This window comes from Micromonospora sp. NPDC048063, assembly GCF_043202855.1.
Classification (GTDB): Bacteria; Actinomycetota; Actinomycetes; order Mycobacteriales; family Micromonosporaceae; genus Micromonospora.
Map to the genome: position 1 here is coordinate 14,310 of NZ_JBIDBG010000014.1, position 16,228 is coordinate 30,537.

The following is a 16,228-nucleotide window of genomic DNA, read 5'->3' on the forward strand; positions in this document are numbered from 1 at the left end:
CGCTCCCTCCGCGTCGTTGCTGGTCCTGACGGTACCCCGCGCCGGGTCGGCCCGACCGTCCCGGTAGGCCCCACGCCCGCGGGCGGCCGGGCCGTCCCGGTGGGCCCCACGCCCGCGGGCGGCCCGGCCTGCGCGTCGGCCCGCCCGCCCGCCGCAGGATGCCCGCCTGGAGCGCGGGAGAGCCTGCGGTGCCGCGACGCCCGCCCGGGACGCGTGGAAAGATGACCACCATGTGCGGACTCCTGGCCTTCTTCAGCGCGCGCGGCGACGCCGCCGCCCACCGCGACAACATCGCCGGGGCGTTGGAATGCCTGCACCACCGCGGACCGGACGAGACCGGTGTCGAGGTGGTCGGCGACGCCTCCGGCCGGTACGCGGACGGGGTGTTCGCGCACAAGCGGCTGGCGATCATCGACGTGGCCTCCAGCCACGAGCCGCTGCCCTACGCGGGCGGGCGCTACCTGCTCACGTTCAACGGCGAGATCTACAACTACATCGAGCTGCGCGAGGAGCTGATCCGGAACTTCGGCGCCCAGTTCGCCACCGCCGGTGACGGCGAGGTGATCGTCGCCGGCTACCACTACTGGGGCGAGCAGGTGCTCACCCGGCTGCGGGGCATGTTCGCCTTCGTCATCTGGGACCGGCAGGAGCGGCGCGCGTTCGGCGGCCGGGACTACTTCGGCATCAAGCCGATGCACTACCTGGAGACCGCCGACGGCCTCTACCTCGCCTCGGAGAAGAAGGCGCTGCTGCCCTTCGCGCACTCCAGCTACCAGGGCGACGCCGGCATCGACACCGCGAACCTCAGCCACTACCTGACGCTGCAGTACGTGCCCGAGCCGGGCACCCTGCACAAGGGGATCAACCGGATCGGCTCGGGCGAGTACCTCACCTGGACCCCGGGCGGGCGGATCGACGTGCGGCGGTGGTACAGGCCGGTGTTCCGGCCCACCCCGGTCGCCGACGAGCAGCGGCTCTACCACGAGATCCGGGAGACGCTGCGGGAGAGCGTCCGGATGCACATGCGCTCCGACGTGCCAGTCGGCTCGTTCCTCTCCAGCGGCATCGACTCGACCGCCGTGGTGGCCCTGGCCCGCGAGTTCAACCCGAACATCCTCACCTTCACCGTCGGCTACGACGTCCCGGGCTACTCGGAGATCGACGTCGCCCAGGACTCGGCCCGGCACCTCGACGTGACCACCATCCCGACGAAGATCGGGCCGCAGGACATGATCGATGCGCTGCCGAAGATCGTCTGGCACCTGGACGACCCGGTGGCCGACCCGGCGCTGGTACCCCTCTACTTCGTGGCCAAGAAGGCCGCCGAGCACGTCACCGTGGTGCTCTCCGGCGAGGGCGCCGACGAGTTCTTCGGCGGGTACACCATCTACCGCGAGCCGCTGTCGCTGAGTTCGGTCAACGGGCTGCCCGGCGGGGTGCAGAAGGGGCTGCGGGCCGTCTCCAAGGCGATCCCGCAGGGCGTCAAGGGCAAGAGCTTCCTGGAGCGCGGCACCACTCCGATCGAGGAGCGCTACTACGGCAACGCCCGGATGTTCACCGAGGAGGAGAAGCAGCACCTGCTGCGCCGCTACGACCCCTCCGTCCGCTACACCGACGTCACCGCGCCGATCTACGCGGAGTGCACCGAGCTCGACGACGTGACCAAGATGCAGTACGTCGACCTCTACACCTGGCTGCGCGGCGACATCCTCGTCAAGGCCGACCGGATCTCGATGGCCCACTCGCTGGAGGTGCGGGTGCCGTTCCTGGACCGTGAGGTCTTCGACGTGGCGTCGCGGATCCCGGTCGACCTCAAGCTGCCGCCCCGCTCCGACGCCACCAAGTACGCCATGCGCCAGGCCCTCCAGGGCGTGGTGCCGCCGGCCATCGTCAACCGCAAGAAGCTCGGCTTCCCGACCCCCACCCGGGTCTGGCTGCGCGGCGAGATGTACGAGTGGGCCCGCTGGGTGCTGTCCAACTCCGGCGCGGGCGAGCTGATCGACCTGTCGTACGCGATGCGGCTGCTCGAGGAGCACAAGCGGGAGGAGGCCGACCACTCCCGCAAGGTGTGGACGGTGCTGATCTTCTGCATCTGGCATGCGATCTTCGTCGCCAAGACCCTCGACCCGGGCATCCAGCGCAACCAGTCCGCCCTGCTCACCAAGCCCGTGGTCGGCTCCATGGTCCGCTGACCCGGCTCCCAGCCCCGCCCGGCGGGCGCGCCGGCTCCCGCCCCGCGCCCGCCGGCTCCCGCCCCCGCACGAACGCGGCGCGGCCGGTGATGCGCTCCCGGGCCTGCGGCAGGTGGTGGACCACGTCGTCGGCGAGCAGCGCGCCGAACGTGTCCCAGTCCCTGGCCTCGCACGCCGCCCAGCAGGCCAATACGGTGGCTTCCGCGTTCGTCACGGCACCGACTGTGCCAGCCTGGTGCGACGAAATGCGGTGGGCGCGGGCACGGACGGAGGCCGGAGATGGGATACGCGGTGGTGCTCGGCGAGGCACTGGTCGACCTGCTCGACACCGAGTGCGACGGAGAGCCGGTCTACCGGCAGGCCGTCGGCGGTGGGCCGCTGAACGTGGCGGTCGCCGTCGCCCGGCTCGGCGGCGCGGTGCAGTTCGTCGGGTCGCTCGGCGACGACGTCCTGGCCGGGCGGATCCGCGACTTCCTGAGCGGCGTCGGCGTCGGGCTGGCCGGCGCGGTCACGGTCCCCGCCCCGACCGCGCTGGCGGTGGCCACCTTCGCCGGCCCGGAGCCCGACTTCCGGTTCTACGGGCAGCCGCCCTCCTACGGCCTGCTCGGCCCCGACGACCTGGACGCCGACCTGGTCGCGGGCGCCGACGTGCTCTACTGCGGCTCGATCGTGCTGCTCCAGCCGCCGGTGCTGGCCGCCGCGCGCCGGGCCTGGGCGCTGGCCTCCGGGCTGCGGGTCTTCGACCCCAACGTCCGGCACCGGTTGCTCGACGGGCCCGCGGCGCTGGCCGGGCTGCGCGAGGTGGTGGCCGAGTTCGCCGCCGGCGCCCACCTGGTCAAGCTGAGCGCCGCCGACGCCAAGCTGCTCTATCCGGGTGAGCCGGAGGAAGGGGTGGCGGCGTACCTGCGGGAGTTGGGTGCCGGGACCGCCGTGGTCACCCTGGGCGCCGCCGGCGCGGTGGTCGCCGCGGCCGGCGCCGATCCGGTACGCGTACCCGCGCCGAAGGTCGAGGCGGTGGACGCCACCGGCGCAGGTGACGCGGTGATGGGCGCGCTCGTCGCGGACCTGCTGGTCGACGGCGAGCCCGCCGCCCCGGCGGGCTGGCACGAGCGGGTGGCCTTCGCGCTGCGGGTCGCCGCCCTGGTCTGCGAGTCGCCCGGCGGCGCGACCGCCATGCCCACCCGCGCCGAGGTCCTCGACCGCTTCGCCCGCTGACCCACCCCACCCCCTTCTCCCCGCGATCTTGCACTTTGTGCCCGCGATCTGGGGGATATGCCGCTTTCGCCGGGGCGACAACTGCAAGATCGGCGGGGTGCGGGGGAGGGGGTCAGGTGGTGCCGTCGAGTTCGGCGTAGCCGCGGCGGGCGGCGTGCAGGGCGGGCCGGGCGCCGAAGGGCGCCTCGGCGGCGACGCGCTCGGGCGGGGCGCCGCCGGTGTGCCCGGCGCGGATGAGCCAGGCCAGCTTGACGAGCTGCTTGTGCTGCGCGCGGACGAACGCGACGTCCACCGGGTCGCCGTGCCCCGGCACGACGACGGTGGCCGGGGTGGTCATCCGGAGCAGCTCGGCCACCGTGTCCGGCCACTGCAACGGGTAGGACTCCTCGAAGGCGGGCGGCCCGCTCTGCTCCACCAAGTCCCCGGCGACCAGCACGTCGGCGTCCGGCACGTGCACCACCAGGTCACCGGCGGTGTGCCCGCGACCGGGGTGGCGCAGCACCACCCGCCGGCCGCCCACGTCGAGGACGGTCTCGCCGTGGACGGTGTGCGTCGGCGCCAGCAGCGCGGTGCCGGCCAGTTCCTCGGCCAGCGCGGGGTGCTCGTCGCGCATCTCCGCGTACGCCTCCCGGCGTAGCCGGTCCGCCTCCTCGCGCATCGCCTCGGCGGCCACCTCGTGCGCGTACACCGGGCGGGGTGGGTCGGCGGCGAGGGTGGCGTTGCCGAAACAGTGGTCGAAGTGGTGGTGGGTGTTGACCACGGTCCACGGGTGGGTGGTGACCGCCCGGGCGGCGGCGGCCAGCTCGGCGGCCTGCCCGGCGGTGGAGAGCGTGTCGACCAGCAGCGCGGCCCCGTCGCCGACGACCAGCGTGACGTTGACGTGCAGCAGCGGCTCGCGCAGCACGTGCACCCCGTCCGCGACCTGTACGAAGCGGCCGGTCACGACGACCGGGCCGCGCGTTCCACGAAGCGCTGCCGGTCGACCAGCACCCGCTCCACCCGGCCCTCGGCGACCGTCTCGTCGCCGTCGCGCACGCTCACCTCGAAGTGCAGCCGTCGCCCCTCGACCGCGGCCAGCCGGGCCTGCGCCACCACCGTCCGCCCCACCGGGGTGGCCGCGCGGTGGTCGAGCTCCACGCGGGTGCCGACCGTCGTCGACCCGCTGGGCATCCGGGGGGCGGTGGCCGCCACCGTGGCCGCCTCGGCGAGGGCGAGCACCCGGGGCGTGCCCAGCACCGGCACGTCCCCGGAGCCCACCGCCTGGGCGGTGTCGGTGTCGGCGACGGTCAGCTCCACCCGGGCGGTCAGGCCCGGCGTCAGGGCGGGCTCCGGCTGCTCCTGCATGGCCAAAGCCTAGACGAGGCGGGCCGGGGCCGGCGGGCGTCCGTGCCGCGCCGACGGTTCACGGGTTCCGGGGGGAGCGCCGGTCCGCGGTTCGCGCGCCGTCCACCACCGGTCGACCGCCCGCCGCGCCCCTGGCGGCGCGGCGGGTGGTCGGCGTCGGTCGATGCCGTCCGCGCCGTTAACCTTGACCGCGATGTCTGTCGCGACCGACCCCCAGCCCCCCGCCCGGACCGGCCCGCCCGCCTCGCCCGACGGCGGGCGTCGTCGCGTGGTCGCGATGACCGTCTGGGGGGTCGCCTTCGTCGCCGGCTGGCTCGGCATCGGCCTGCCGACCGACCCGGCGTACGCGTTCCTCTGGATCTGGGCGGCGACGGTCGCCTGGAACAGCAGCCGGCCGTGGCGCAGCCATCTGCGTTTCGCCCGGGACTGGGTGCCGGTGGTGCTGCTGCTCGCCGTCTACAACCTCTCCCGCGGCTTCGCCGACAACGGCGCGACCCCGCACGCGTACGAGCTGATCGTCGCCGACCGGGTCATGTTCGGCTGGGCGACCGGTGGCGAGGTGCCGACGGTCTGGCTCCAGCAGCACCTCTACCGGCCCGAGGTGCACTGGTGGGATGTCCTGGTCAGCTGGGTCTACTTCTCCCACTTCGTGGTGGCGCTGGCCGCCGCGGCGGTGCTCTGGCTGCGCGACCGGGGGCGTTGGGCGGCGTTCATGCGTCGCTGGGGCTTCCTGTGCGCCACCGGCCTGGTCACCTACTTCCTCTACCCGGCGGCCCCGCCCTGGTGGGCGGCGCAGAACGGGCTGCTGGAGGAGGTCGCCCGGATCTCCACCCGGGGCTGGAAGGCGTTCGGCATGCACGGCGCAGGCAACCTGCTCAACGCCGGGCAGATCGCCTCCAACCCGGTGGCCGCCATGCCGTCGCTGCACACCGCGTTCGCCCTGTTCGTGGTGCTGTTCTTCCTCCGGCAGACCCGCCGCCGCTGGTGGCCGCTGCTGTTGGCGTACCCGCTGGCGATGACCTTCACCCTGGTCTACAGCGGCGAGCACTACGTCATCGACGTGCTGGTCGGCTGGGCGTACGTCGGGATGACCTTCCTGGTGGTGGGCCTGGCGGAGCGCTGGTGGGCGGCGCGCCGGGCCCGCCGGGCCGTGGCGGAGGGCGACCCCGAGCCGACCGAACCGCCCGCCTCCGCCGAGCCGCCGGCGGTGCCGGCGACGCGCTGAGCGTCGACCCCGCGGCGGGTGGCGGGGCGGCCCGCGACCCGTGCGTGGTCGGCCGGTCGGGTGACCACGGACCGGCGCGGCGGCCGGTGCAGCGGTCGGCCGGGCGGCTGAACGTCGATGCGGGAGGCGGTCAGCCGGCCTGCCGGGCGGCGCGCGCCCGAGCCGTCAGCTCCGCCGCCAGGGCCCACGCCTCGGCCAGGTCCCGGTCCCGCGCGGCCGCGCCGGCGCCGCCGGCCGTGTCGGCGTGCACCGTCGCCAGCCGCAGCCGCCGCTGCGCCGGCCCCTGCACCACCCGCACGCTCTGGATCCGGGCGTACGGCACGAGCGCCACCTGCCGCGTGAGCAGGCCGGACCGGACCGCGAAGACCCGGGCGTCGAGGCCGGCGCCGAGCACGCCCCGGCTCAGCGGGTTGAGCCAGCGGGCCCGCTCCGGCGGCGGGGTCAACGGCAGCGTGGTCAGGCACACCCCGGCCAGCACCTCGGCCACGATCGCCGCGCCGGTCGGCAGGTCGCCCACGGGGAGCAGGCGGTCCGGCCGGTTGCGGTCGTCGCTCTCGCCGGCGGAGTAGCCGGCCACCTCCAGGCGCAGCCGCAGCCACCCCTTGACCCGCCACAGCAGCGGCCAGGTCGCCCCGACGGTCTGCACCCGGTCCAGCGGGACCGTCTGGGCGCGGGTCTCCAGCAGCCCGTTGCGGATCCGTAGCGTGCCCTCGTCCCGGGCGAGCCGGAAGTTCCAGTCGTCGAGCACCCGGCGCACCGGTTGCAGCAGCACGCCGGCCATGGCGGTGAGGGTGCTCGCCACCGCGATGAACGACCACGAGTCCTCGGAGAGGAACTGCGCCAGCACGAACGCCACACCGAACGGGATCATGAACGCCTGCGGGGTCAGCAGCTGGCTGACCAGCAGGTCCTTGTTCGCGACGGTGTGCAGCGGCCGGCCGGGCGGCGCGGGCGCCTCGGCCGGGACCGCCCCGGTCGCCGCCGTCACCCCGGCCGCCGCCGTCGCCCCGGCCGCCCGACCGGCGAGGGCGAGCAGCCGCCGACGCAGCGCGGTCGCTTCGGCGACGCTCAGGTAGGCCAGCGGCGCCTCGGTCTTGCCGCCGCCGACCACCTCCAGCCGCAGCTCGGCCAGGCCGGTGAGCTGGGCGAGCAGCGGGCGGACCACCTCGACGGCCTGGAGCCGCTCCAGCGGGATCGCCCGGGTGCGCCGCCAGAGGAGCCCCTCGTGCACCCGAAGTTCGCGGCCGACCACGTGGTAGCCGGTGTGGTACCAGCTGACGACCGCGAGCACGGTGGCGCCCAGGGCCAGCACGACCGCCATCAGGGCGAACCAGCCGAAGCCGACCCGGGAGAGGGTCGACCAGGACAGGCCGGCGATCACCACGACCAGCGACTTGGCCCCGTGCAGCGCGGGACTGAGCGGGTGCAGCCGCTGCCGGGGCTCGGCGTGCTCCGGCGCCGTGTCACCCGGCACTGCTCCGGCGACCGGGGGAGGCGCCGGCGGGCCGGGCGGTGGGGGCGGGGTGTCCGGGGCCGTGCCCGGCCCGGCCGGCGGGTCCGCGGGTCCGTGCGGGGTGTCCGGCGCGGGGCCGGCGGGCGGGTGCGGATCGTACGGCGCCGGTCCGGGTGCCGCGGCAGGGCCCTGCGCGACGGGCGGTATCGCCGCCGGCCGGAGGCCGGGCTCCACCCGGGGCGGCTCGGTCCGGTCCGTCGCGCGGCCGGCCGGGTCGCTCACAGCCCCTCCGCCCGGTCCTCGCCGAGCGCGGTGAGCCGGTCGCGCAGCCGGGACGCCTCCGCCGGGCGCAGCCCCGGCACGCGGGCGTCGCTGGCCGCCGCGGCCGTGTGCAACTGGACGGTGGCCAGGTTGAACGCCCGCTCCAGCGGTCCGGCGCTGACGTCCACGAACTGCATCCGCGAGTACGGCACGATGGAGAGCCGCCGCACCAGCAGGCCGTGCCGGACCAGCAGGTCGTCCTCCCGCTCGGCGTACCCCCAGGCCCGTACGGCCCGGACGATGGTCACGACCCGCAGGGCGCCCAGCAGCAGCACCGCGCCGCCCGCCGCGCCGAACGGCCAGGCCCCGCTGAACGCCCAGCCGACGCCCAGCCCGAGCAGGACGACGACCAGCACCATCGCGAGCCGGAGCAGCTCCACCCAGATCAGGTCGGGTGAGATCGGCTGCCAGCGGACGGTGTCCGGCCACGGCTCCAGGGGGCCCGCCGGCGGGCGGGGCGGTGCCGGCGGCGGGCCGGCGGATCCGTCACCGCTCACCGAGGGAATCCGTTGTGCGCGCTCACCCTTCGAGGGTAGGCGATCCGACCACCGGTGCGACCTCCCGCAGGAACCCGCGGGCGTCCAGAAAGTCGCCGAGGGAGGAGCGGTGCTCGGCGCAGGCCAGCCAGGTCTTGCGCCGGTCGGTGTCGTGCAGCCGGGGGTTGTTCCACCGCAGCGCCCACCGGGCGGGGGCACGACAGCCGCGGGACGAGCAGATCAGTGGCTCGTCGGCGGGAAGGTGGTCGCTCATCCCGCCCAGTCTAGGGGCGGCGGGCGGGCCGAAGAGGTGAGCGCCGGGCGGCCACGGGGGGAGCCGCCCGGCGACGGGGTGAATCGTACACACGCCGGGGCCGTCCGTGTCCACCCGTGAACGGCGATTCCGCGACGTGGGACGGCGTGGCGGGCCGGCGATCCGGCGACTCGGGACGGCGCGGCGATAATCGGGTTCTCCCCACCTCGGCACTCAGCCGGGCATGCGAGTCTTGACACGCACCACGCCGCACGACAACCGATCATGCTGTGGAGGACCGGTGGCCCAGCCGACCACGCCCGACGCCCCGACGCCCAACGGGACGGGCCCGCAGACACCCGCGCCGGTGACCACGCCGGCCGAGGACGCGACCCTGCTGGAGCGGGCGCTGTTCGAGATCAAGCGGGTGATCGTCGGGCAGGACCGGATGGTGGAGCGGATGTTCGTCGCGCTGCTCGCCCGGGGCCACTGCCTGCTGGAGGGCGTCCCGGGGGTGGCCAAGACGCTCGCCGTGGAGACGCTCGCCAGGGTCGTCGGCGGCTCCTTCGCCCGGGTGCAGTTCACCCCGGACCTGGTGCCGGCCGACATCATGGGCACCCGCATCTACCGGCAGTCGAGCGAGAAGTTCGACGTCGAGCTGGGCCCGGTCTTCGTCAACTTCCTGCTCGCCGACGAGATCAACCGGGCGCCGGCCAAGGTGCAGTCGGCGCTGCTGGAGGTGATGAGCGAACGGCAGGTCTCGATCGGCGGCGAGACGCACCGGGTGCCCAACCCGTTCCTGGTGATGGCGACGCAGAACCCGATCGAGCAGGAGGGGGTCTATCCACTGCCCGAGGCGCAGCGGGACCGCTTCCTGATGAAGATCCTCGTCGGCTACCCGACCGACGCCGAGGAGCGGGAGATCGTCTACCGGATGGGCGTCGCCCCGCCGGAGCCGGCGCCGGTGTTCACCACCGCCGACCTGGTCGCCCTCCAGCACAAGGCGGACCAGGTCTTCGTGCACAACGCCCTGGTCGACTACGCGGTCCGGCTGGTGCTGGCCACGCGTGCCCCGGCGGAGCACGGGATGCCGGACGTCGCCCAGCTCATCCAGTACGGCGCCAGCCCGCGCGCCTCGCTCGGCCTGGTCCGGGCGACCCGCGCGCTGGCGCTGCTGCGGGGCCGGGACTACGCCCTGCCGCAGGACGTGCAGGACATCGCGCCGGACATCCTGCGCCACCGGCTGGTGCTCAGCTACGACGCGCTCGCCGACGACGTGCCCGCCGACCACGTCGTGCACCGGGTGATGTCCACCATTCCGCTGCCCTCGGTCGCGCCCCGTCAGCAGGCCACACCGACGCCGACCGCCGCGCCGCCGGGCGCCGGTTGGCCCGGGCAGCGGCCGTGACCTCACCCGTCCGGCGGCCCGCCGACATCCCCTCGGACCGCACCGAAGCCGTCCTGTCGCGGCTGCAACTGCTGGTCACCCGCAAACTCGACGGCCTGCTCCAGGGCGACTACGCCGGCCTGCTGCCCGGCCCCGGCAGCGAGGCGGGGGAGTCCCGCGAGTACCGCCCCGGCGACGACGTACGCCGGATGGACTGGCCGGTCACCGCCCGCACGACGATGCCGCACGTCCGGCGTACGGTGGCCGACCGCGAACTGGAGACGTGGCTGGCGGTGGACCTCTCGGCCAGCCTGGACTTCGGCACCGGCCGGTGGCTCAAGCGCGACGTCGTGGTGGCGGCCGCGGCGGCGCTGACCCACCTGACCGTGCGCGGCGGCAACCGGATCGGCGCCGTGATCGGCAGCGGCGGCGGCACGAGCGCCCCGGCGCGCCGGTGGCGGAGCGCGCCGCCGGTCCCCGGTCCGGACGTGTTCACCCGGGTGCCCGCCCGCTCCGGCCGCAAGGAGGCCCAGGCGTTGCTGCGGGCGGTCGCCGGCACCGAGATCCGCCCGGGGCGCAGCGACCTGGGCACGCTGGTCGACATGCTCAACCGGCCGCCCCGGCGGCGCGGGGTGGCGGTGGTCATCTCCGACTTCCTCGCCCCGACCGACCGCTGGGCCCGGCCGCTGCGCAAACTGCGCATACGGCACGACCTGCTGGCGATCGAGGTGGTCGACCCCCGGGAGCTGGAGCTGCCCGACGTCGGGGTGCTGCCGGTGGTCGACCCGGAGACCGGCGGGCTGCACGAGGTGCAGACCGCCGACCCGCTGCTGCGGCACCGCTACGCCGAGGCGGCTGCCGCCCAGCGGGCGGAGATCTCCGCCGCGCTGCGCGGCGCGGGCGCGGCCCACCTGCGACTGCGTACGGACCGAGACTGGCTGCTCGACATGGTGCGCTTCGTGGCCGCGCAGCGGCACGCCCGCACCAGGGGGACGACACGATGATCCGTTTTCTGCAACCGTGGTGGCTGCTGGCCGTGCTGCCGGTGCTGGCCCTCGCCGCGCTCTACGTCTGGCGGCAGCGCAACCGCCGGGCGTACGCGATGCGGTTCACCAACGTGGACCTGCTGCGCACCCTGGCGCCAAAGGGGCTGGGCTGGCGTCGGCACGTGCCGGCGACCGCGTTCCTGCTCTGCCTGCTGGTGCTGGCGACCGCGTTGGCCCGGCCGGCGGTCGACACCCGGGAGCCGCTGGAGCGGGCCACCGTGATGCTGGCCATCGACGTGTCGCTGTCCATGCAGGCCGACGACGTGGCGCCGAACCGGCTGGAGGCGGCGCAGGAGGCGGCCAAGCAGTTCGTCGGCGAGCTGCCGGAGAGCTACAACCTGGGGCTGGTCTCGTTCGCCAAGGCGGCGAACGTGCTGGTGCCGCCGACCAAGGACCGGGAGGCGGTGACCAGCGCGATCGACGGGCTGGTGCTGGCCGAGGCGACGGCGACCGGGGAGGCGGTCTTCACCTGCCTGGAGGCGATCCGGTCGGTGCCGGCCGACGGCGCGGCGGAGATCCCGCCGGCCCGCATCGTGCTGCTCTCCGACGGCTACCGCACCTCGGGGCGGTCGGTGGAGGAGGCGGCCTCGGCGGCGCAGGCGGCCAACGTGCCGGTCTCCACGATCGCCTTCGGCACCGACTCGGGGCAGGTGGACATCGGCGGGCAGTTGCAGCGGGTGCCGGTGGACCGGCTGGCCCTGGCCGATCTGGCCGAGGCCACGGAGGGCTACTTCTACGAGGCGGCCTCGGTGACCGAGTTGAAGCAGGTCTACCAGGACATGGGCAGCTCGATCGGGTTCCGGACGGAGCCCCGCGAGGTCACCCAGTGGTACGCGGGCGTGGCCCTGCTGCTGGCGCTGTGCGCCGGCGCGCTCAGCCTGCTGTGGTCCTCCCGCATGCTCTGACACCCGGGACGCCGGCGGCGGGCGGTCGACGCCCACCGCCGGCGTCCCGAATGTCAGTGGCCGGCGAGGACGAAGATGACGGCCACCCAGACGGCGGCGAGGGTGAAGCCCAGCGGGGCGACGTAGCGGCTCATGGACGGCTCCGGGTGGCGACTGGACGGTCCGCGAGCGGAAGCGAACCGCAGGGGTGGATCAGGACGCGCACACAGAAGTCGTGACCGGGGGGCGGCTCCCGGCGGGCCGCCCGGGTGGCGGGCGGCACGGCGCGGTCACCCGGCGCGGGGCCGGGGACCGGGCGGGTGCGGGGAGCGGAGCTGGGTCAGCTCACCTGCTGAGTCGTGGCTCAGCGGGGCTGACGGACGGCCCGGCCACGACTGGGAGGATCGCTATCTCGCACAGCGATCACCTCCTGTGGTCGGCGGGGCCCGGAACGCGGGCCGCGATCGGCCCGCAAACGCCGATGATCGTACACCGGCCGGCGTCCGTTGCCGCACTCGGCCCATCGGCTCCGGTCGACCGCCCGCCCGGCTCGGGCCGCCGCCGTCGCCGCCCTCGCGCGTGGGGCGGCGAGTGTCCGCGGGCGTCCGCCCACAAGGGTCCACCGGGCGGACCCGCTCCCGGCAGCCCCCGGCGCGACGCGCCCGGGAACGGGCGATCCGTGCGTCGTGACCCGGTCTGACGTGCCCGCCGTTAGCGCTTACCTGTCGGTAACGCCTAGGCTCCGACCGACCGGGAGATCACTGAGCAGAGGGGGGACCCGTGGCCCGTACCGTCCTGGTGACCGGCGGCAACCGGGGGATCGGCCTGGCGATCGCGCAGGCCTTCGCCAAGCAGGGCGACCGGGTGGCGGTGACCCACCGCAGCGGCGACGCCCCCGAGGGGCTGTTCGGGGTGCGCTGCGACGTCACCGACTCCGACTCGGTCGACGCGGCCTTCACCGCCATCGAGGCCGAGTTGGGGCCGGTCGAGGTGCTGGTCGCCAACGCCGGCATCACCGACGACACGCTGCTGATGCGCATGTCGGAGGAGCAGTTCACCCGCGTGCTGGACACCAACCTGACCGGCGCGTTCCGGTGCGCCAAGCGCGCCTCGACCAAGATGCTCCGCGCGAAGTGGGGCCGAATGATCTTCATCTCCTCGGTGGTCGGCCTCTACGGCGGCCCCGGCCAGGTCAACTACGCGGCGAGCAAGGCCGGACTGGTCGGCGTGGCCCGCTCCATCACCCGCGAGCTGGGCAGCCGCAACATCACCGCCAACGTGGTCGCGCCCGGCTACGTCGAGACCGACATGACCGCCGCGCTGCCCGAGGACCGCAAGACCGAGTACCGCAAGGTCATCCCCGCCGGCCGCTTCGCGCAGCCGGACGAGGTCGCGGGCGCGGTCACCTGGCTGGCCGGGGACGCCGCGGGCTACATCTCCGGCGCCGTCATCCCCGTCGACGGCGGCCTCGGCATGGGCCACTGACAGCGGTCACTGAAGAACTACGGAGGAATCCCTGCATGTCCGGACTGCTCGCCGGTAAGCGGCTGCTCGTCACCGGCGTCATCACCGACGCCTCGATCGCCTTCTCGGTGGCGAAGCTCGCCCAGGAGAACGGGGCGCAGGTCGTGCTCACCGGCTACGGCCGGCTGTCCCTGGTCGAGCGGATCGCCAAGCGGCTGCCCGAGCCGGCGCCGGTGATCGAGTTGGACGTGGCCAACGCCGAGCACCTCGCGGGGCTCGCCGACCGGGTGCGCGAGCACGTCGACGGCCTCGACGGGGTGGTGCACTCGATCGGCTTCGCCCCGCAGAGCTGCCTCGGCGGCGGCTTTCTCGACGCACCGTGGGAGGACGTGGCGACCGCGCTGCAGGTCTCCACGTACTCCTACAAGTCGCTGGCCATGGCGGCGCTGCCGCTGATGTCCGCCGGCGGCGCGGTCGTCGGCCTGACCTTCGACGCGACCAAGGCGTGGCCCGTCTACGACTGGATGGGCGTGGCCAAGGCCGGGCTGGAGTCGGCCTCCCGCTACCTGGCGCTGCACCTGGGCAAGCAGGGCATCCGCAGCAACCTGGTCGCCGCCGGGCCGCTGCGCACCATCGCCGCCAAGTCGATCCCGGGCTTCGAGCAGTTCGAAAACGCCTGGACCGAGCGCGCGCCGCTGGGCTGGAGCCTCACCGACCAGGAGCCGGCCGCCCGGGCCTGCCTGGCGCTGCTGTCCGACTGGTTCCCGGCCACCACCGGCGAGATTGTCCACGTCGACGGCGGCTACCACGCCATCGGCGCCTGAGGTGTAAGGAAGGGCCCCCTGCAATCGCATTCTGCATAGCAGGGGGCCCTTCCTAACCGCCGGGGCGAGGGGGCCTTGCCCGGCGGGCGCGGCCGACGGGGAAGAATGGCACCATGGCGTACGACGCGGTGGTCCTGGTGTCCTTCGGCGGGCCGGAGCGGCCCGAGGACGTGATGCCGTTCCTGCAGAACGTGACCCGGGGGCGGGGCGTGCCGCCGGAACGGCTGGCGGAGGTCGCCGAGCACTACCAGCACTTCGGCGGCGTTTCCCCGATCAACCAGCAGTGCCGCGAGCTGCTCGCGGCGATCCGGGAGGACTTCGCCGCCCACGGCGTCGACCTGCCCGTCTACTGGGGCAACCGGAACTGGGATCCGATGCTCGCCGACACCGTGGCGCGGATGCGCGACGACGGCGTCCGGCACGCCCTGGCGTTCGTCACCAGCGCCCTCGGCGGCTACTCCTCCTGCCGTCAGTACCAGGACGACATCGCCGCCGCCCGGGCGGCGGTCGGCCCGGACGCCCCGCTGATCGACAAGATCCGCCAGTTCTGGGACCATCCCGGGTTCGTCGAGCCGCACGTCGACGCGGTACGGGCGGCGCTGGCGCAGCTCGACCCGGCGAAGCGGGACAGCACCCGGCTGGTGTTCACCGCCCACTCGATCCCGAACTCGATGGCCGCCACCGCAGGCCCCCACGGCGGCCGGTACGAGGCGCAGCTCGCCGAGGTGGCCCGGCTGGTGCACGCGGCGGCCGCCCCGGACCTGCCCTGGGACCTGGTCTGGCAGAGCCGCTCCGGCCCGCCGCACGTGCCGTGGTTGGAGCCGGACGTGAACGACCACCTGGGCACGCTGGCCGAGGCCGGCACCACCGGCGTGGTGGTCAGCCCGATCGGGTTCGTCTCCGACCACCTCGAGGTGGTGTGGGACCTGGACACCGAGGCGCGCCAGACGGCCAGGCAGCTCGGCCTGGACTTCGTCCGGGCCGCCACCCCGGGCACGGACCCGCGGTTCGTGGCGATGGTCCGCGAGCTGGTCCGGGAGCGGACCGAGCCGGACGGGGCGGCCCTGCGCCGCCGCCTCGGTGACCTGCCGATGTGGGACACCTGCCCGACGGTGTGCTGCGTCCCCGCCCGCCGCCCCGTCGCCCCGGCCCCGGGGCGGCCCGGCTCCTGACCGCCGCCGAGCCCAACTCCGGCGGCCCGACTCGTGACGGCCGCCGACCCGACCCCGAATCCCGACTCCTGACCGCCGCGCCGGCTCCGCCGGCGCCCCCGACACCCCTGGAACGAGTGACGATGCAGGACCGCAAGCCGGTGGAGAGCTGGCTGACCGACATGGACGGCGTGCTGGTGCACGAGGGTCAGCCCGTGCCCGGCGCGCCGGAGTTCGTCTCCCGGCTGCGCGCCTCGGGCAAGCCGTTCCTGGTGCTCACGAACAACTCGATCTACACGCCGCGGGACCTGCAGGCCCGGCTGAGCCGGATGGGCCTCGACGTGCCCGAGCACGCCATCTGGTCGTCCGCGCTGGCCACCGCCCAGTTCCTGGCCGACCAGCGGCCGAGCGGCACCGCGTACGTGATCGGGGAGGCCGGGCTGACCACGGCGCTGCACGCGGTGGGCTACGTGCTGACCGACTACGCGCCGGACTACGTGGTGCTGGGGGAGACCCGTACCTACAGCTTCGAGGCGATCACCAAGGCCGTCCGGCTGATCAACGACGGGGCCCGGTTCATCTGCACGAACCCCGACGTGACCGGGCCGTCGGTGGAGGGCGCGCTGCCGGCCGCCGGTTCGGTCGCCGCGATGATCTCGAAGGCGACGGGGGTGGAGCCGTACTTCGTCGGCAAGCCCAACCCGATGATGATGCGCTCGGCGCTGAACACGATCAACGCGCACTCCGAGACGACAGCCATGATCGGCGACCGGATGGACACCGACATCCTCTGCGGGCTGGAAGCCGGCCTGGAGACGATCCTGGTGCTGACCGGGATCAGCAGCCGCGCCGAGGCGGAGCGCTACCCGTACCGTCCGTCGCGGATCGTCAACTCGGTGGCCGACCTGGTCGACGAGGTCTGACGCGCGGGCGCCGCGCGGCCCGGCCGCCGCGCGCCCGACACCGGCCCCCCGCCCGCGGCGGTACGCCCGC

At 74.5% G+C, this 16,228-nt stretch carries 16 protein-coding genes; 10 read left to right on the forward strand and 6 right to left on the reverse strand.

Going from position 1 to position 16,228, the window contains the following annotated elements; all coding sequences use genetic code 11:
• Positions 1-230: 230 nt before the first annotated feature.
• Positions 231-2,192, forward strand: a complete 1,962-nt coding sequence (asnB, locus tag ACGFZ2_RS26940) for an asparagine synthase (glutamine-hydrolyzing) (RefSeq protein WP_350711425.1) — start codon at positions 231-233, stop codon at positions 2,190-2,192.
• Here asnB and ACGFZ2_RS26945 read toward each other — a convergent pair.
• Positions 2,158-2,406: a nuclear transport factor 2 family protein gene (locus ACGFZ2_RS26945; RefSeq protein ID WP_393458119.1), complete on the reverse strand. Its 249-nt coding sequence runs from the start codon at positions 2,404-2,406 to the stop codon at positions 2,158-2,160. The genes asnB and ACGFZ2_RS26945 overlap by 35 nt on opposite strands.
• A gap of 65 nt (positions 2,407-2,471) precedes the next feature.
• On the opposite strand from ACGFZ2_RS26945, the gene ACGFZ2_RS26950 reads away from it, so the two are divergent.
• A complete protein-coding gene (locus ACGFZ2_RS26950; protein ID WP_393458122.1) occupies positions 2,472-3,407 on the forward strand; it encodes a PfkB family carbohydrate kinase in 936 nt (311 codons plus the stop codon).
• A 112-nt stretch (positions 3,408-3,519) separates the two neighbouring features.
• On the opposite strand, the gene ACGFZ2_RS26955 is transcribed toward ACGFZ2_RS26950, so the two are convergent.
• Entirely contained in the window at positions 3,520-4,350 is an 831-nt protein-coding gene (locus ACGFZ2_RS26955; protein WP_393458125.1) for an MBL fold metallo-hydrolase, read from the reverse strand.
• Complete coding sequence (locus ACGFZ2_RS26960) at positions 4,347-4,751, reverse strand: thioesterase family protein (RefSeq protein WP_393268030.1); 405 nt, start codon at positions 4,749-4,751, stop codon at positions 4,347-4,349. The genes ACGFZ2_RS26955 and ACGFZ2_RS26960 overlap by 4 nt, the downstream gene beginning before the upstream one ends.
• Positions 4,752-4,944: 193 nt before the next feature.
• Between ACGFZ2_RS26960 and ACGFZ2_RS26965 the strand changes: the two genes are divergently transcribed.
• A complete protein-coding gene (locus ACGFZ2_RS26965; RefSeq protein WP_393458128.1) occupies positions 4,945-5,976 on the forward strand; it encodes a phosphatase PAP2 family protein in 1,032 nt (343 codons plus the stop codon).
• 130 nt (positions 5,977-6,106) lie between these two features.
• Here the strand turns inward: ACGFZ2_RS26965 and ACGFZ2_RS26970 are convergent, their stop codons facing one another.
• The 3 genes from ACGFZ2_RS26970 to ACGFZ2_RS26980 form a co-directional block, all read right to left on the reverse strand.
• Positions 6,107-7,636, reverse strand: a complete 1,530-nt coding sequence (locus ACGFZ2_RS26970; protein ID WP_393458348.1) for a PH domain-containing protein — start codon at positions 7,634-7,636, stop codon at positions 6,107-6,109.
• Positions 7,637-7,707: 71 nt separating this feature from the next.
• Positions 7,708-8,247, reverse strand: a complete 540-nt coding sequence (locus ACGFZ2_RS26975) for a PH domain-containing protein (protein WP_393458131.1) — start codon at positions 8,245-8,247, stop codon at positions 7,708-7,710.
• 22 nt (positions 8,248-8,269) lie between these two features.
• The gene (locus ACGFZ2_RS26980; RefSeq protein WP_393458134.1) at positions 8,270-8,500 is read right to left on the reverse strand and encodes a hypothetical protein; all 231 of its coding nucleotides are present in this window, start codon (positions 8,498-8,500) and stop codon (positions 8,270-8,272) included.
• Positions 8,501-8,780: 280 nt separating this feature from the next.
• Between ACGFZ2_RS26980 and ACGFZ2_RS26985 the strand changes: the two genes are divergently transcribed.
• The 7 genes from ACGFZ2_RS26985 (at position 8,781) to ACGFZ2_RS27015 (ending at position 16,158) form a co-directional block, all read left to right on the forward strand.
• Positions 8,781-9,887, forward strand: coding sequence for a MoxR family ATPase (locus tag ACGFZ2_RS26985; RefSeq protein ID WP_350684013.1), 1,107 nt, complete (start codon positions 8,781-8,783; stop codon positions 9,885-9,887).
• Positions 9,866-10,870 (forward strand): DUF58 domain-containing protein, encoded by a 1,005-nt coding sequence (locus tag ACGFZ2_RS26990; protein ID WP_393458137.1) that lies wholly within the window; start codon positions 9,866-9,868, stop codon positions 10,868-10,870. The genes ACGFZ2_RS26985 and ACGFZ2_RS26990 overlap by 22 nt, the downstream gene beginning before the upstream one ends.
• The gene (locus tag ACGFZ2_RS26995; protein WP_357699294.1) at positions 10,867-11,817 is read left to right on the forward strand and encodes a VWA domain-containing protein; all 951 of its coding nucleotides are present in this window, start codon (positions 10,867-10,869) and stop codon (positions 11,815-11,817) included. Before ACGFZ2_RS26990 ends, ACGFZ2_RS26995 begins: the two co-directional genes overlap by 4 nt.
• A gap of 759 nt (positions 11,818-12,576) precedes the next feature.
• Positions 12,577-13,281 (forward strand): beta-ketoacyl-ACP reductase, encoded by a 705-nt coding sequence (locus ACGFZ2_RS27000; protein WP_350711402.1) that lies wholly within the window; start codon positions 12,577-12,579, stop codon positions 13,279-13,281.
• Positions 13,282-13,316: 35 nt separating this feature from the next.
• A complete protein-coding gene (gene fabI, locus ACGFZ2_RS27005; protein WP_393268043.1) occupies positions 13,317-14,084 on the forward strand; it encodes an enoyl-ACP reductase FabI in 768 nt (255 codons plus the stop codon).
• A 113-nt stretch (positions 14,085-14,197) separates the two neighbouring features.
• Positions 14,198-15,256, forward strand: a complete 1,059-nt coding sequence (locus ACGFZ2_RS27010; protein WP_393268044.1) for a ferrochelatase — start codon at positions 14,198-14,200, stop codon at positions 15,254-15,256.
• Positions 15,257-15,378: 122 nt separating this feature from the next.
• The gene (locus ACGFZ2_RS27015) at positions 15,379-16,158 is read left to right on the forward strand and encodes an HAD-IIA family hydrolase (protein ID WP_393268047.1); all 780 of its coding nucleotides are present in this window, start codon (positions 15,379-15,381) and stop codon (positions 16,156-16,158) included.
• The last annotated feature ends 70 nt before the right edge of the window (positions 16,159-16,228 follow it).

Excerpts from the sequence above, each read along its gene's own strand:
- ACGFZ2_RS26960 (WP_393268030.1), bottom strand. The coding sequence starts at position 4,751 with ATGCAGGAGCAGCCGGAGCCCGCCCTGACGCCGGGCCTGACCGCCCGG.
- ACGFZ2_RS27015 (WP_393268047.1), top strand. The coding sequence starts at position 15,379 with ATGCAGGACCGCAAGCCGGTGGAGAGCTGGCTGACCGACATGGACGGC.
- ACGFZ2_RS26950 (WP_393458122.1), top strand. The coding sequence starts at position 2,472 with ATGGGATACGCGGTGGTGCTCGGCGAGGCACTGGTCGACCTGCTCGAC.
- ACGFZ2_RS26965 (WP_393458128.1), top strand. The coding sequence starts at position 4,945 with ATGTCTGTCGCGACCGACCCCCAGCCCCCCGCCCGGACCGGCCCGCCC.
- fabI (WP_393268043.1), top strand. The coding sequence starts at position 13,317 with ATGTCCGGACTGCTCGCCGGTAAGCGGCTGCTCGTCACCGGCGTCATC.
- ACGFZ2_RS27010 (WP_393268044.1), top strand. The coding sequence starts at position 14,198 with ATGGCGTACGACGCGGTGGTCCTGGTGTCCTTCGGCGGGCCGGAGCGG.
- asnB (WP_350711425.1), top strand. The coding sequence starts at position 231 with ATGTGCGGACTCCTGGCCTTCTTCAGCGCGCGCGGCGACGCCGCCGCC.
- ACGFZ2_RS26995 (WP_357699294.1), top strand. The coding sequence starts at position 10,867 with ATGATCCGTTTTCTGCAACCGTGGTGGCTGCTGGCCGTGCTGCCGGTG.
- ACGFZ2_RS26980 (WP_393458134.1), bottom strand. The coding sequence starts at position 8,500 with ATGAGCGACCACCTTCCCGCCGACGAGCCACTGATCTGCTCGTCCCGC.